Origin of the sequence: Streptomyces sp. NPDC096046 (genome assembly GCF_040303285.1) — a bacterium.
GTDB lineage: Bacteria > Actinomycetota > Actinomycetes > Streptomycetales > Streptomycetaceae > Streptomyces.
On sequence record NZ_JBEOSZ010000006.1, the window covers coordinates 127,943 to 141,055 of the forward strand.

Annotated in this window: 12 protein-coding genes and 1 riboswitch; of the genes, 5 read left to right on the plus strand and 7 right to left on the minus strand. The window is 69.3% G+C overall.

What is annotated here, in order from left to right; genetic code table 11:
• Positions 1–51: 51 nt before the first annotated feature.
• The 6 genes from ABTX62_RS07825 to ABTX62_RS07850 all read right to left on the minus strand — a co-directional run bounded on the left by ABTX62_RS07825 (position 52) and on the right by ABTX62_RS07850 (position 6,033).
• Complete coding sequence (locus ABTX62_RS07825) at positions 52–597, minus strand: hypothetical protein (RefSeq protein ID WP_352115345.1); 546 nt, start codon at positions 595–597, stop codon at positions 52–54.
• Positions 594–842: a helix-turn-helix transcriptional regulator gene (locus tag ABTX62_RS07830; RefSeq protein ID WP_283971521.1), complete on the minus strand. Its 249-nt coding sequence runs from the start codon at positions 840–842 to the stop codon at positions 594–596. The genes ABTX62_RS07825 and ABTX62_RS07830 overlap by 4 nt, the downstream gene beginning before the upstream one ends.
• Before the next feature lie 424 nt (positions 843–1,266).
• Positions 1,267–2,823: a glycoside hydrolase family 3 protein gene (locus ABTX62_RS07835; RefSeq protein ID WP_352115346.1), complete on the minus strand. Its 1,557-nt coding sequence runs from the start codon at positions 2,821–2,823 to the stop codon at positions 1,267–1,269.
• 9 nt (positions 2,824–2,832) lie between these two features.
• A complete protein-coding gene (locus ABTX62_RS07840) occupies positions 2,833–3,678 on the minus strand; it encodes a carbohydrate ABC transporter permease (RefSeq protein ID WP_352115347.1) in 846 nt (281 codons plus the stop codon).
• Positions 3,675–4,664, minus strand: a complete 990-nt coding sequence (locus ABTX62_RS07845; protein ID WP_352115348.1) for a carbohydrate ABC transporter permease — start codon at positions 4,662–4,664, stop codon at positions 3,675–3,677. Before ABTX62_RS07845 ends, ABTX62_RS07840 begins: the two co-directional genes overlap by 4 nt.
• 88 nt (positions 4,665–4,752) lie before the next feature.
• A complete protein-coding gene (locus ABTX62_RS07850) occupies positions 4,753–6,033 on the minus strand; it encodes an extracellular solute-binding protein (RefSeq protein WP_352115349.1) in 1,281 nt (426 codons plus the stop codon).
• 311 nt (positions 6,034–6,344) lie between these two features.
• On the opposite strand from ABTX62_RS07850, the gene ABTX62_RS07855 reads away from it, so the two are divergent.
• The 5 genes from ABTX62_RS07855 to ABTX62_RS07875 all read left to right on the plus strand — a co-directional run bounded on the left by ABTX62_RS07855 (position 6,345) and on the right by ABTX62_RS07875 (position 12,918).
• A complete protein-coding gene (locus tag ABTX62_RS07855; protein ID WP_283971516.1) occupies positions 6,345–7,109 on the plus strand; it encodes a GntR family transcriptional regulator in 765 nt (254 codons plus the stop codon).
• Positions 7,110–7,266: 157 nt separating this feature from the next.
• Positions 7,267–7,533 carry a DUF3311 domain-containing protein gene (locus ABTX62_RS07860; protein ID WP_352115350.1) on the plus strand — a complete coding sequence of 89 codons (267 nt, stop codon included), beginning with the start codon at positions 7,267–7,269 and terminating at the stop codon, positions 7,531–7,533.
• On the plus strand, positions 7,530–9,158 hold the full coding sequence (mctP, locus tag ABTX62_RS07865) for a monocarboxylate uptake permease MctP (protein ID WP_352115351.1): 1,629 nt from the start codon (positions 7,530–7,532) through the stop codon (positions 9,156–9,158). Before ABTX62_RS07860 ends, mctP begins: the two co-directional genes overlap by 4 nt.
• 151 nt (positions 9,159–9,309) lie before the next feature.
• Positions 9,310–9,435, plus strand: a riboswitch (cobalamin riboswitch).
• 124 nt (positions 9,436–9,559) lie between these two features.
• On the plus strand, positions 9,560–11,911 hold the full coding sequence (locus tag ABTX62_RS07870) for a ribonucleoside-diphosphate reductase subunit alpha (protein ID WP_352115352.1): 2,352 nt from the start codon (positions 9,560–9,562) through the stop codon (positions 11,909–11,911).
• Positions 11,911–12,918 (plus strand): ribonucleotide-diphosphate reductase subunit beta, encoded by a 1,008-nt coding sequence (locus tag ABTX62_RS07875; protein ID WP_352115353.1) that lies wholly within the window; start codon positions 11,911–11,913, stop codon positions 12,916–12,918. Before ABTX62_RS07870 ends, ABTX62_RS07875 begins: the two co-directional genes overlap by 1 nt.
• Here ABTX62_RS07875 and ABTX62_RS07880 read toward each other — a convergent pair.
• Positions 12,831–13,073, minus strand: a complete 243-nt coding sequence (locus ABTX62_RS07880) for a hypothetical protein (RefSeq protein WP_352115354.1) — start codon at positions 13,071–13,073, stop codon at positions 12,831–12,833. The two genes, ABTX62_RS07875 and ABTX62_RS07880, sit on opposite strands and share 88 nt — an antisense overlap.
• Between the last annotated feature and the right edge of the window lie 40 nt (positions 13,074–13,113).

Consider the following 13,113-nt stretch of genomic DNA (forward strand, 5'->3'; position numbering starts at 1 on the left):
CACGTCCTTGCCGCCCGATCCGACGACAGGCCTGGCGACCGAGAGCCCTGCCTAGCGGCCGAGTATCTCCGCCTCCAACACGTCGTCCTCGGCCGGTTCGTCCTGAGCGCGCCAGCCGGCCATCCACAGGGGCATCACCCAGTGGACGACGAGGACGGCGATCAGCAGGGGTGCGGCATAGGCCTTCGGGGCGTCGCCGGCGACCCCGCCCGTGATCAGCAGCGTGACCACGACCGCTGCCAGAAGCAGGGTCGTCACACGGTGAGCCCGGGCCAGGGCGTGGCTGCGTTCTGCCGACTGGCGCTCGTCCAGCGCGCGTTCGCGCAGCTCCAGCACACCTCGGGTGGCGCCGTTGATCACGCCGGTGGCCACCATCCAGGGCAGCAGCAGTACTGCCGTGACGGCCACGGGCCACAGTGGCTCGCCCTCGGCGAGGAAGAAGTGGGTCATCAGAGCGCCGATGGCCACGGTGAGGGTGACATGGGCGGCGACGGCCAGGCGGCGGCGCGCCGCCGTGGCGTACCAGGCCGCCGCGCGGCGGTCGTTCATCAGCCGCAGCATGCTCCGGTCGTAGCGGGTCAGGCGTGTCGTCGTCATGGCTGGTTCCTCCCGTAGACCTCGTGCGTGAGCGGCCGGAACGGTTCGAGGGAGAAGAGGGCCTCGACCGGCAGACCGAAGAACCTGGAGATCTTCAGCGCCAGGTCGAGGCTCGGGTTGTACTGCCCCCGCTCGATGTAGCCGATGGTCTGGTAGTGGGCTCCCACTGCCTCGGCCAGGCTCTGGCGCGACACCTTGTGCTCGGCCCGCACCACGGCCAGCCTGTTGTGAACCTGCTCGCTCATGTATAACAAGTACTACATTCGGACGCAGCCTTACAACCATGCTTCCGATTGCGGCCGCCGCGAGCGAAGACGGGTCGGTGGTGAAGGCCGCATCGGCCGAGGGTCTCCATGGCATCCGCATCCGCGCCTCGGCGGGTCCACTGCGGTAAGGGCACCCAACCAAGGGCACGGCGAGGGTGTCCTCGGCCGGGCCGGCACGGAGTGCAGCGGACCGGCCGGTCCACCCGCCCACTCTCACCTCAGCCGGACCCACACCCAGCGCAGCCGGACCGGCCGACTCATCCACCCACTCCCACCAACGCCATGCCCCCGCCGATCACCTCGGCCGGACCACGGAGTGCACCGAACCGGCCGGTCCACCTGCTCGCTCTCACCTCAGCCGGACCACGGAGCGCCGCGGAGCAGCCGGCTCACCCGCCCGCTCTCACCACCCCTTGACCCCGGCGATCACCTCGGCCGCCGCCCGGGCGCAGACGCGGGCCGCGCCGTGGGTGGCGAGGTGCAGGGCGCCGCGCGGGGCGGCCTGGGGGACGCCCATCTCGACGACGATGGTGTCGGGGCGGGCCGCCAGCAGGGCGTCGAGGGCGGAGGCCATCCAGGGGTGGCGGTGTTCGTCGCGGACGACGGCGACGATACGGCGCGGGCCGGCCGCCTGAAGGGCCGCCCGGCCCGCGCTCTCGCCTGCCTCGGTCTCCGGGCCGTCCCCGGCGGAGAAGCTGCCCGTCACCGTGCCCGGCAGGAGGTGGACGAGTTCCGCGGCGACGCCCCACGGGGTCTCGTCGCCCACGGCGATGTTGGCGACGGGGGTGAAGGCGGCGACGTAGGGCGGTTCGGTGAGGGGCTCGAAGGCATCGGGGCTGTTCAGGCCCGGGGCGGCGGTCACGGTCAGGGCGCGGCGGGCGGCGTGCAGGCCGACCTCGGTGCCTTGGGTGCCCTGGGCCCCCGGGGTGCCGTCGGCCGGGCGGCCCGTCGTGCCCGCCCAGCGAGCCAGGGCGCGTACCCGTTCGGCGGCCTCGGCCAGGCGCTGCTCCGGGAGTTCACCGACGCGCACGGCTCCGACGAGAGCGTCGCGCAGGCGCTGTACGGTCGCCTCGTCGGCCAGGCCGCCGCCCACGCAGATCGCGTCGGCGCCCGCGGCGATGGCGAGGACGCTGCCGCGTTCGATGCCGTAGGTGCCGGCGATGGCGCGCATCTCCATGCCGTCGGTGACGATGAGGCCGTCGTAGCCGAGCTCGCCGCGGAGCAGGCCGGTGAGGATGCGCCGGGACAGGGTGGCCGGACGGTCGGGGTCGAGGGCGGGGACCAGGATGTGGGCGCTCATGACGGCCCGGGTGCCGGCGGCGATGGCGGCGCGGAACGGGGTCAGTTCGCGCTCGGCCAGCACGTCGGCGGAGATGCCGATGCGCGGCAGGGCGTGGTGGGAGTCGACGGCCGTGTCGCCGTGGCCGGGGAAGTGCTTGGTGCAGGCGGCGACTCCGGCGGACTGCAGGCCGGTGACGTAGGCGGCGGTGTGCCGGGCGGTCAGTGCGGTATCGGCGCCGAAGGAGCGGACGCCGATGACCGGGTTGCGCGGGTCGGAGTTGACGTCGGCGGAGGGTGCCCAGTTGAGGTTGACGCCGCAGGCGGCGAGGCGGCGGCCCAGCTCGTGGGCGACCTGCTGGGTCAGCTCCACGTCGTCGACCGCGCCGAGGGCGTGGTTGCCCGGGAAGGAGGAGCCGCTGCGCACCTCCAGGCGGGTCACGTCACCGCCCTCCTCGTCGATCGCGACGAGGACGTCGTCGCGCTCGGCCCGCAGCTGGGCGGTCAGGGCGGCCAGTTGGCCGGGGGAGGCGATGTTGCGGCCGAACAGTCCGACGGAGGCGAGGCCCTCACCGAGCCGCCGCAGCAGCCAGTCGGGGGCGGTGGTGCCGGTGAAGCCGGGCTGGAGGACCGTCAGGGCGTCGCGGGTGAGTGTGTCGGTGCCGCTGGCGAGTGTCGTCATCGGGTGGGGTCATCCCTTCACGGCGCCCGCGGTCAGGCCCGCGGCCATCTTGCGCTGGACGAGGAGGAAGAGGGCGACGATCGGCACGGCCATCATCGTGGCGCCGGCCATCATCGGGGCGTATTCGGTGCCGTGTTTGGTGGTGAAGTTGCCGAGCCAGACGGTCGCGGTCTGGTTCTTCTGGCTGAGCAGCATCAGGGCGTAGAGGTACTCGTTCCAGGCCTGGATGAAACCGTAGACCGAGGTGGCGACCATGCCGGGGGCCAGGAGCGGGAAGACGACCCGCAGGAAGGCGCCGGTGCGGGAGCAGCCGTCGACCATGGCGGCCTCCTCCAGTTCCTTCGGGATGTTGACGATGAAGCCCCTCAGCGTCCACACCGTGAACGGGAGGATGAAGGTCAGGTACGTGATGATGAGGCCGGTGAGCCGGTCGTACTGGCCCAGGTCGTTGAGGAGCAGGAACACCGGGATGATCATGGCGACCAGCGGGACCATCTGGACGGCGAGGATGCCCACGATCACGATTTTCCGGCCGCGGAAGGCGAACCGGGAGATGGCGAGCGCGGCCAGCAGCCCCACGACGATGCCGATGACGACCACGGCCAGCGACACCACCAGGCTGCGGCCCACCGGGCCCCAGAAGTCGGCGATGTCCAGTGCCCGGCTGAAGTTGTCGAGGGTGACGCCGGTCGGCAGCAGGCTCGGATCCGCGTCGATGGCGTCCTCGGCGGGCTTGAACGCCGTGTTGAGCATCCAGTAGAGCGGGAAGCCCGCGGTGACGAAGACGAGGAGGCCGAGGAGGTTCCAGCCGAGCCGCGAGTTCCTCCGGCGGCCGGTTCCGGCGAGCGTGCTCATTCGACCTCTCCGATCTTCAGCATCTGCCGCATGTAGACGGCGACGACGCCGAGCAGCAGCAGGACGGTGATCAGCGCGATGGCCGAACCCTGGGCGTAATCGTTGACCACGAAGGCCCGGTCGTAGGAGTAGGTGTTGAGGACCTGGAACTCCGGCTCGGGGTGGCCGTTGCGCATGACGAACACTTGGGGGAAGACGCCCATGTCCCAGATGACCGACAGGGTCGTGAGCATCACGATGATCGGCTTGAGGACGGGCAGGGTGACATAGCGGAAGACGCCCCAGGAGCCGGCGCCGTCCAGGCGTGCGGCCTCCTCCAGTTCCTTCGGGACCTGGGTGAGGCCGGCGCTGAGCGTGATGACCACGAACGGCACGGCTCCCCAGATCACCAGCAGCATGATCACCGCCAGGCCCTCGGGACCGCTCGCGAACCAGTTGTGGCCGATCATCTCGACGCCGGGCAACTTGCTGAGCAGGGCGTTGAAGACGCCGTAGTCCGAGTCGAAGAGCCACTTGAACACCGTGGTCGCGACGATCACCGGCATGCCCCAGCTGGCCACCAGCACGATGCTGATGAGGATCTTCAGCCAGCCGGAGACCCGCTGGAGCAGCAGGGCGAGCGCCATGCCGATCACCATGGTGAAGACGACGGCGCCGCCGGCGAAGACGATCGTGCGCAGGACGACGGCCCAGAACTCGCCGTCGCCCAGCACCTCGGCGAAGTTGTCGAACCCGACCGTCTCGGCCGGCTGGAAGCCCCACAGCTGGGACTGACCGAACTTCTGGAAGGACAGGGTGACCAGCCGGACCAGCGGATACCCCATGACCAGGGCGAGGATCAGCAGGCAGGGCGCGAGCAGCAACCAGGGGGCATGGGCCCCGCCGGACGTGCGCTGCCCGCGGGGCCGCCGGTCCCTCGGGAGCGGCGGTGGTGCCTGCCGCGGTGGCGGCACCTTGGCAGGTGTGGTGGTGTCTGCGGCACTCATCGCGCGCTCCTTGGCGGTCCCTCAAATCGTACGAGAATCAGGGCCCCGTCCCCGGACTGCGGGGAGGTGACGGGGCCCTGGGCTCAGGTCACTTGGTGTTGATGACCTTGTCGATCGCCGCGTCCGCGTCCTTGGCGGCGGCCTCGACGGACTTCTTGCCGGTGCCGATGCTCTGCAGCATGGTCTGCAGGATCTGGGCCTTCTCGACCTGGCCCCAGCCGGGAGCCATCGGGACGAACCAGTTGGACTCGGCAGCGGTGGCGGGCACCGCCGTCTTCGGGTCGTTCTTGAGCGTCGCGAGGTCGGTCTTGTTGTTGGGCAGGTTGCCCTTGGCCATCAGGCCCTTCTGTCCGGAGGAGCCGGTGAACGCGTTGATCCACTCGGCGGCCAGGGCCTGCGCGTCGGACTTCACCGGCACGGCGAGGTCGGAGCCGCCGAGGAAGACGGGCATGTTCTTGCCGGACGGGCCGGGCATCACGAAGTTCTCGAGGTTGCCCTTGAGCTTGCCGGTCTTGTCGTTCTTCGGGTCCTCGGCGGTGGCGCCCTCCCAGGCGGCCGCGAAGATCATGGCGGACTTGCCCTGGCCGTAGACGATGTAGCGGTCGGCCTCGTCCTTGGTCTTGTCGCCGTGCATGTAGCGGTCGATGACGTTCTTGAACTCGGTGAGGCCCTTGAGGGACTCGGGCGAGGAGAGGGAGGCCTTCCACTGGCCGCCCGACTCGGTGGCGATGGCGCCGCCGGCGTCGTAGACGAAGGACATGGCCGCGTACCAGTCGCGGGTGGGCTGGTACCAGGCGTTGTACTGGTCGCCCTGCTTCTTCTGGATCTTGTCCAGGGCGTCGGTCAGTTCCTTGTACGTCTTCGGCGTGGACTTCACCCCGACCGAGGCGGCCACGTCCTTGCGCCAGTTGGCGACGCGGCCACCGGCGTAGTAGGGGACGCCGTAGGTCTTGCCCTCGTAGGTGACGGAGGCCTTGAGGCCGTCCAGCCAGGCGTCCGCGTTGTCGAACGTGCCCTGGTCGAGGGGGGCGAAGGCGCCCTTGACCATGTAGCCGAGCATCTCGGTGTTGCCCATCTCGACCACGTCGGGCACCTTGTCGGTGGCGAGGACGGCGTCGAGCTTGGCGTTCTTGTCGGGCCAGCCGTAGTACTCGTGGTTGATCTTGACGCCGGGGTGCTTCTTCTGCACCGCGGCATCGGCGGCCTTCACCAGCTCCGGCCAGTTGTTCTGGGCGTCGACGGTGAGCCAGACGGTCAGCTCCTTGGCGTCCGCGCCCTTGTCGGAACCCCCGCCCCCCTCGCCGCCGCACGCCGCGATGGAGACCATCATGCCCGCGATACCGATCGCGGCTGTCAGCTTGCGCTTCACGCCACCCTCCTCAGGGATCCCACAACCCCCCTGGCTCCCCGCAGTGAACGTGGGGCCGGGCCTGGACCAATGGTGTAGACCATTACGGGGAGCTTGGACCAGACCGGCAGGCCTGTCAAGGCTGCCCATACAGCCCTGACCAGCCGTTATGCGACCTACATATGCAGGAACCTTTAAGTAAGAAGCCAGCGAAAACCCGGGTGCACACGGCATACTGCGGGTAGACCACAGGGAATGGTGGACTAGACCAAAAGAAGCGCCGACGGTATACAAGTGGGATCGTGTCGGCGGACGAGCCGGGAAGGCGGAGCATGAGCACCGAGGTCAGCAGTGCGGAGAACGAGAACGGGGTGCCCGTCCGTACCGCGCGCGTGCCCAAGTACTACCGCCTGAAGAAGCACCTGCTCGACATGACGGAAACCCAGGCGCCCGGCACGCCGGTTCCGCCCGAGCGCACGCTGGCGGCGGAGTTCGACACCTCCCGCACGACCGTGCGCCAGGCGCTGCAGGAGCTGGTCGTCGAAGGCCGGCTGGAGCGCATCCAGGGCAAGGGCACGTTCGTCGCCAAGCCGAAGGTCTCGCAGGCGCTGCAACTGACCTCGTACACCGAGGACATGCGCGCCCAAGGCCTCGAACCCACCTCGCAGCTGCTGGACATCGGCTACATCACCGCCGACGACCGCCTGGCCGGGCTGCTCGACATCACGCCCGGCGGGCGCGTGCTGCGCATCGAGCGGCTGCGCATGGCCAACGGCGAGCCGATGGCCATCGAGACCACCCACCTGAGCGCCAAACGCTTCCCCGCCCTGCGCCGCTCCCTGGTGAAGTACACGTCCCTGTACACCGCGCTGGCCGAGGTCTACGACGTCCGACTCGCGGAGGCCGAGGAGACCATCGAGACGTCCCTGGCCACCCCGCGCGAGGCCGGACTGCTCGGCACGGACGTCGGCCTGCCGATGCTGATGCTCTCCCGGCACTCGCTGGACCGGGACGGGCAGCCGGTGGAGTGGGTGCGGTCGGTATACCGGGGCGACCGGTACAAGTTCGTGGCCCGGCTGAAGCGGCCCGCCGACTAGCCGCCCCGGACAGGGACTTGGCCGCCGCCGAGGGCTGCTGCGGGACCGGCTTCCGGTTGGGTACCGCATTGCGGACGAGGGGTTCCGCTGTCGCCGCACCCTGACCTAGATTGCCTGCGCATCGCACAGGTGATCACCAAGGGGACGGAGCCGCCTGATGTCGCAAGCCCCAGAAGTCAGCAGAGGGCCGGTGGTGACGCCCATGCGCGTCGTCATCGCCGTCTGCCTCGTAGCGCCGTTCGTGGCCATGCTGTGGGTCGGCTCGTACGCGAAGACCGACCCGGCCTTCATCGGGATCCCGTTCTTCTACTGGTACCAGATGGCGTGGGTGCTCATCTCCACCGCCCTGACGATGATCGCCTACAAGCTGTGGCAGCGTGACCAGCGCGCCCGCTCGGCCGCGAAGGGCGGTGCTGCGCGGTGAAGGACGGCGTGAACGGCGTCGCACTCGGCGTTTTCATCTTCTTCTTCCTGGCCGTGACGGTCATGGGCTTCCTGGCAGCGCGCTGGCGCAAGGCCGAGAACGAACACAGCCTCGACGAATGGGGCCTGGGCGGCCGCTCGTTCGGCACCTGGGTCACCTGGTTCCTGCTGGGCGGCGACCTGTACACGGCGTACACCTTCGTCGCCGTCCCGGCCGCGATCTACGCGGCGGGCGCGGCCGGCTTCTTCGCGGTGCCCTACACGATCCTGGTGTATCCGCTGATCTTCACGTTCCTCCCCCGCCTGTGGTCGGTCTCCCACAAGCACGGGTACGTCACGACGTCCGACTTCGTACGCGGCCGCTTCGGCTCGAAAAGCCTGTCGCTCGCTGTGGCCCTGACCGGCATCCTGGCGACGATGCCGTACATCGCGCTCCAGCTCGTCGGTATCCAGGCCGTGCTGGACGTGATGGGCGTCGGCGGCGGCGAGAACACCAACTGGTTCATCAAGGACCTGCCGCTGCTGATCGCGTTCGGCGTCCTGGCGGCGTACACGTACTCGTCGGGTCTGCGGGCCCCCGCGCTCATCGCGTTCGTGAAGGACACGCTGATCTACATCGTCATCGCGGTGGCGATCATCTACATCCCGATCAAGCTGGGCGGCTTCGACGACATCTTCGCCAAGGCCGGCGAGGCCTACAGCCAGACCAACCCGGCCACGGGTGCGCCGCGCGGCGCGCTGGTGCCGTCGGAGGCGGGCCAGTGGACCTACGCCACACTGGCGCTGGGCTCCGCCCTGGCCCTCTTCATGTACCCGCACTCGATCACGGCGACGCTGTCCTCGAAGAGCCGTGACGTGATCCGCCGCAACACCACGATCCTGCCGCTGTACTCCCTGATGCTGGGTCTGCTCGCGCTGCTCGGGTTCATGGCGATCGCGGCCGGCATCAAGGTGCAGAACGGCCAGCTGGCCATTCCGCAGCTGTTCGAGACGATGTTCCCGGACTGGTTCGCGGGCGTGGCGTTCGCGGCGATCGGCATCGGCGCTCTGGTGCCCGCGGCCATCATGTCCATCGCGGCCGCGAACCTCTTCACCCGCAACATCTACAAGGACTTCATCAAGCCGGACGCCACACCGGCGCAGGAGACCAAGGTCTCCAAGCTGGTCTCCCTGCTGGTGAAGGTGGGCGCCCTGGCCTTCGTGCTCACCATGGACAAGACGGTCGCCATCAACTTCCAGCTCCTGGGCGGCATCTGGATCCTGCAGACCTTCCCGGCCCTGGTCGGCGGCCTGTTCACCCGCTGGTTCCACCGCTGGGCACTGCTCGCGGGCTGGGCGGTCGGCATGATCTACGGCACTGCCGCCGCGTACGGTGTGGCCTCCCCGACCCAGAAGCACTTCGGCGGCAGCGCGAAGGAGATCCCCGGCATCGGGGAGATCGGGTACATCGGCCTCACGGCGTTCGTCCTGAACGTCGTCGTCACCGTCGTCCTGACCTTCGTCCTGAAGGCCGTGAAGGCCCCCGAAGGCATCGACGAGACCAAGCCGGAGGACTACACGGCGGACGCGGGCGACCCGGGGGTCCAGGTGGAGCTCCCGCCCGCGACCGCCGGTAGCGCCCATTAGGGGCGCGGGAAACCGCGCGAACGACCGCACACCACCCGCAGCGGGCCGCCGTGAGAAGGATTCACGGCGGCCCGCTGTCATGTGGAGTTGACGCTCTGACACCAGCACGACACAACATCTGGGGGTGCCATGCGCGCCCGGCACAAGATGTATGCTCATGCTCGCTGTCGCCGCAGGGGAATCCGGTGCGAATCCGGAACTGTCCCGCAACGGTGTACTTGTGCACGTTTCGTGCACACGAATCAGTCCGAGGACCTGCCGACAGCGCACCCGGCCACCCGGCCGGTGTGCTCCGACGTCCGGGCCTCGTGGAATGGGCCGGTGGACGCGACGCCGCGTGCGCTCGTGTGCTGCCCCCTGCCCTCGACGAGGCCCCGTGCCGAGCGAGGGAGAGCCCCCACGTGACCATCGCGCCAGCCGAACCGGTCTCAGCCGCCGAAGAAACGCAGGACGCTCCCGGAGCCGCGTTGCTACGGACCCTGACCGAGCTGACCGCCGACCTCCCCGACACCGACCCCGGCCGGGTCGCCGCCGCCGCGCTGCGCGGCCGGTCCGCCCAGGGCGACGAGACGGAGTTGCGGGAGCTGGCGACGGAGGCCGCGGCCGGTCTGATCTCCGAGGAACCCGCGTACTCCCGGCTGGCCGCCCGGCTGCTGACCATCGGCATCCGCGACGAGGCCGCCTCGCAGGGCGTCACCTCCTTCACCGAGTCCGTCGCGGCCGGCCACCGCGAGGGCCTCATCGCCGACCGCACCGCCGAGTTCGTGCGGCTGCACGCCGCCCGGCTCGACGCGCTCGTCGACACCGGCGCCGACGACCGCTTCGGTTACTTCGGCCTGCGCACCCTGCACAGCCGCTACCTGCTCCGGCACCCGCTCACCCGCAAGGTCGTCGAGACGCCCCAGCACTTCATGCTGCGCGTCGCCGCCGGTCTGGCCGAGGACGACACCAGCCGCTCGGTGGACGAGGTCGCCGCGCTCTACGCGCTCATGAGCCGCCTCGACTACCTCCCCTCCTCCCCCACCCTCTTCAACTCGGGCACCCGGCACCCGCAGATGTCGTCCTGCTACCTCCTCGACTCCCCCAAGGACGAGCTGGACTCCATCTACGACCGCTACCACCAGGTGGCCCGGCTATCGAAGCACGCCGGTGGCATCGGACTGGCCTACTCCCGCATCCGTGCCCGCGGTTCGCTGATCCGCGGCACCAACGGGCACTCCAACGGCATCGTCCCGTTCCTGAAGACCCTCGACGCCTCGGTCGCCGCCGTGAACCAGGGAGGCCGCCGCAAGGGCGCCGCCGCCGTCTACCTGGAGACCTGGCACTCCGACCTCGAGGAGTTCCTGGAGCTGCGCGACAACACCGGCGAGGACGCCCGCCGTACGCACAACCTGAACCTCGCGCACTGGGTTCCGGACGAGTTCATGCGGCGTGTGAACGCCGACAAGCAGTGGTCGTTGTTCTCCCCCTCGGACGTGCCCGAGCTGGTCGACCTGTGGGGTGAGGAGTTCGACGCCGCCTACCGGGCGGCCGAGGCGAAGGGCCTGGCGAAGAAGACGCTCCCGGCGCGCGAGCTGTACGGCCGGATGATGCGCACCCTCGCGCAGACCGGCAACGGCTGGATGACCTTCAAGGACGCCGCCAACCGCACCGCCAACCAGACGGCCGAGCCCGGCCACGTCGTGCACTCCTCCAACCTCTGCACGGAGATCCTGGAGGTCACCGACGACGGGGAGACGGCGGTCTGCAACCTCGGCTCGGTCAACCTGGGTGCCTTCGTGAGTGACGGGGACCTCGACTGGGAGCGCCTGGACGATACCGTCCGCACGGCCGTGACCTTCCTCGACCGGGTCGTCGACATCAACTTCTACCCCACCGAGCAGGCGGGCCGCTCCAACGCCCGCTGGCGTCCGGTCGGCCTGGGCGCGATGGGCCTCCAGGACGTCTTCTTCAAGCTGCGCCTGCCCTTCGACTCGCCCGAGGCCAAGGCCCTGTCCACCCGGATCGCCGAGCGCATCATGCTCGCCGCCTACGAGGCTTCGGCCGACCTCGCCGAGCGGAGCGGTCCGCTGCCGGCCTGGGAGAAGACCCGCACGGCCCGGGGCGTGCTGCATCCCGACCACTACGACGTGGAGCTCACCTGGCCCGAGCGCTGGGCGGCCCTGCGCGAGCGGATCGCGACGACCGGCCTGCGCAACTCCCTGCTCCTCGCCATCGCGCCCACGGCCACGATCGCCTCGATCGCGGGCGTGTACGAGTGCATCGAGCCGCAGGTGTCCAACCTGTTCAAGCGCGAGACGCTGTCGGGTGAGTTCCTCCAGGTCAACTCCTACCTGGTGGACGAGCTGAAGCGGCTCGGCGTGTGGGACGCCCGCAGCCGGGAGGCTCTGCGCGAGGCCAACGGCTCGGTGCAGGACTTCGCCTGGATCCCCGAGGACGTCCGCGCCCTCTACCGCACGGCGTGGGAGATCCCGCAGCGCGGCCTGATCGACATGGCGGCGGCCAGGACCCCGTTCCTGGACCAGTCGCAATCGCTGAACCTCTTCCTGGAGACGCCGACCATCGGCAAGCTCTCCTCGATGTACGCCTACGCCTGGAAGTCCGGGCTGAAGACGACGTACTACCTGCGCTCGCGCCCGGCGACCCGTATCGCCCGCGCCGCCCGGGCCACCGTCCCCGCGCAGGCCACCGCCGATCCCGAAGCGGTCGCCTGCTCCCTGGAAAACCCCGAGTCCTGCGAGGCCTGCCAGTGATGAGCACCCAGAACCTTCTCGACCCCGGCTTCGAGCTCACCCTGCGTCCCATGCGCTACCCGGACTTCTACGAGCGCTACCGGGACGCCATCAAGAACACCTGGACGGTGGAGGAGGTCGACCTCCACTCGGACGTCGCCGACCTCGCCAAGCTGTCCCCCGCGGAGCAGCACCTGATCGGCCGCCTGGTGGCCTTCTTCGCGACGGGGGACTCGATCGTCGCGAACAACCTGGTGCTGACGCTGTACAAGCACATCAACTCCCCCGAGGCGCGGCTGTATCTGAGCCGGCAGCTCTTCGAGGAGGCCGTGCACGTCCAGTTCTATCTGACCCTGCTCGACACCTACCTGCCCGACCCGGAGGACCGTGCGGCGGCCTTCGCGGCGGTGGAGAACATCCCGTCCATCCGCGAGAAGGCCTCGTTCTGCTTCAAGTGGATGGACTCGGTGGAGAAGATGGACCGGCTGGAGACCCGGTCCGACCGCCGGCGTTTCCTGCTCAACCTGATCTGCTTCGCCGCGTGCATCGAAGGCCTGTTCTTCTACGGCGCCTTCGCCTACGTGTACTGGTTCCGCAGCCGGGGCCTGCTGCACGGCCTGGCCACCGGCACCAACTGGGTGTTCCGCGACGAGACGATGCACATGTCCTTCGCCTTCGACGTGGTCGACACGGTCCGCAAGGAGGAGCCGGACCTGTTCGACGACCGGCTCCAGCAGGAGGTGACGGACATGCTCCGGGAGGCCGTCGAGGCCGAGCTGCAATTCGCGCGCGACCTGTGCGGGGACGGTCTCCCGGGCATGAACACCGAGTCGATGCGGCAGTACCTGGAGTGTGTCGCCGACCAGCGGCTCACCCGCCTGGGCTTCGCCGCGGTGTACGGCTCCGAGAACCCCTTCTCCTTCATGGAGCTCCAGGGGGTTCAGGAGCTGACCAACTTCTTCGAGCGGCGGCCCTCCGCGTACCAGGTGGCGGTCGAGGGGACCGTCGACCTGGACGAGGACTTCTGAGCCGGTTCGCTCTCCCGGGCCTCCTGGGCCTCCCTGATCCGACGGTCGATGCGCCGCTCGCGCGCCAGGCCGATCACCGACGGGAGGACCAGGAGGACCAGCGTCCCGAGTACGAAGATCATGGCGATGAGTGTCTGCGTCTGGTTCGTGTCCATGGACACCACTGTCACCCCGCACACTCCTTACCGTCAGTGG

Bases quoted from the DNA above. Each gene is read 5' to 3' on its own strand.
- ABTX62_RS07825 (WP_352115345.1), bottom strand. From the start codon at position 597: ATGACGACGACACGCCTGACCCGCTACGACCGGAGCATGCTGCGGCTG.
- ABTX62_RS07830 (WP_283971521.1), bottom strand. From the start codon at position 842: ATGAGCGAGCAGGTTCACAACAGGCTGGCCGTGGTGCGGGCCGAGCAC.
- ABTX62_RS07835 (WP_352115346.1), bottom strand. From the start codon at position 2,823: ATGACGACACTCGCCAGCGGCACCGACACACTCACCCGCGACGCCCTG.
- ABTX62_RS07840 (WP_352115347.1), bottom strand. From the start codon at position 3,678: ATGAGCACGCTCGCCGGAACCGGCCGCCGGAGGAACTCGCGGCTCGGC.
- ABTX62_RS07845 (WP_352115348.1), bottom strand. From the start codon at position 4,664: ATGAGTGCCGCAGACACCACCACACCTGCCAAGGTGCCGCCACCGCGG.
- ABTX62_RS07855 (WP_283971516.1), top strand. From the start codon at position 6,345: ATGAGCACCGAGGTCAGCAGTGCGGAGAACGAGAACGGGGTGCCCGTC.
- ABTX62_RS07860 (WP_352115350.1), top strand. From the start codon at position 7,267: ATGTCGCAAGCCCCAGAAGTCAGCAGAGGGCCGGTGGTGACGCCCATG.
- ABTX62_RS07875 (WP_352115353.1), top strand. From the start codon at position 11,911: ATGAGCACCCAGAACCTTCTCGACCCCGGCTTCGAGCTCACCCTGCGT.
- ABTX62_RS07880 (WP_352115354.1), bottom strand. From the start codon at position 13,073: ATGGACACGAACCAGACGCAGACACTCATCGCCATGATCTTCGTACTC.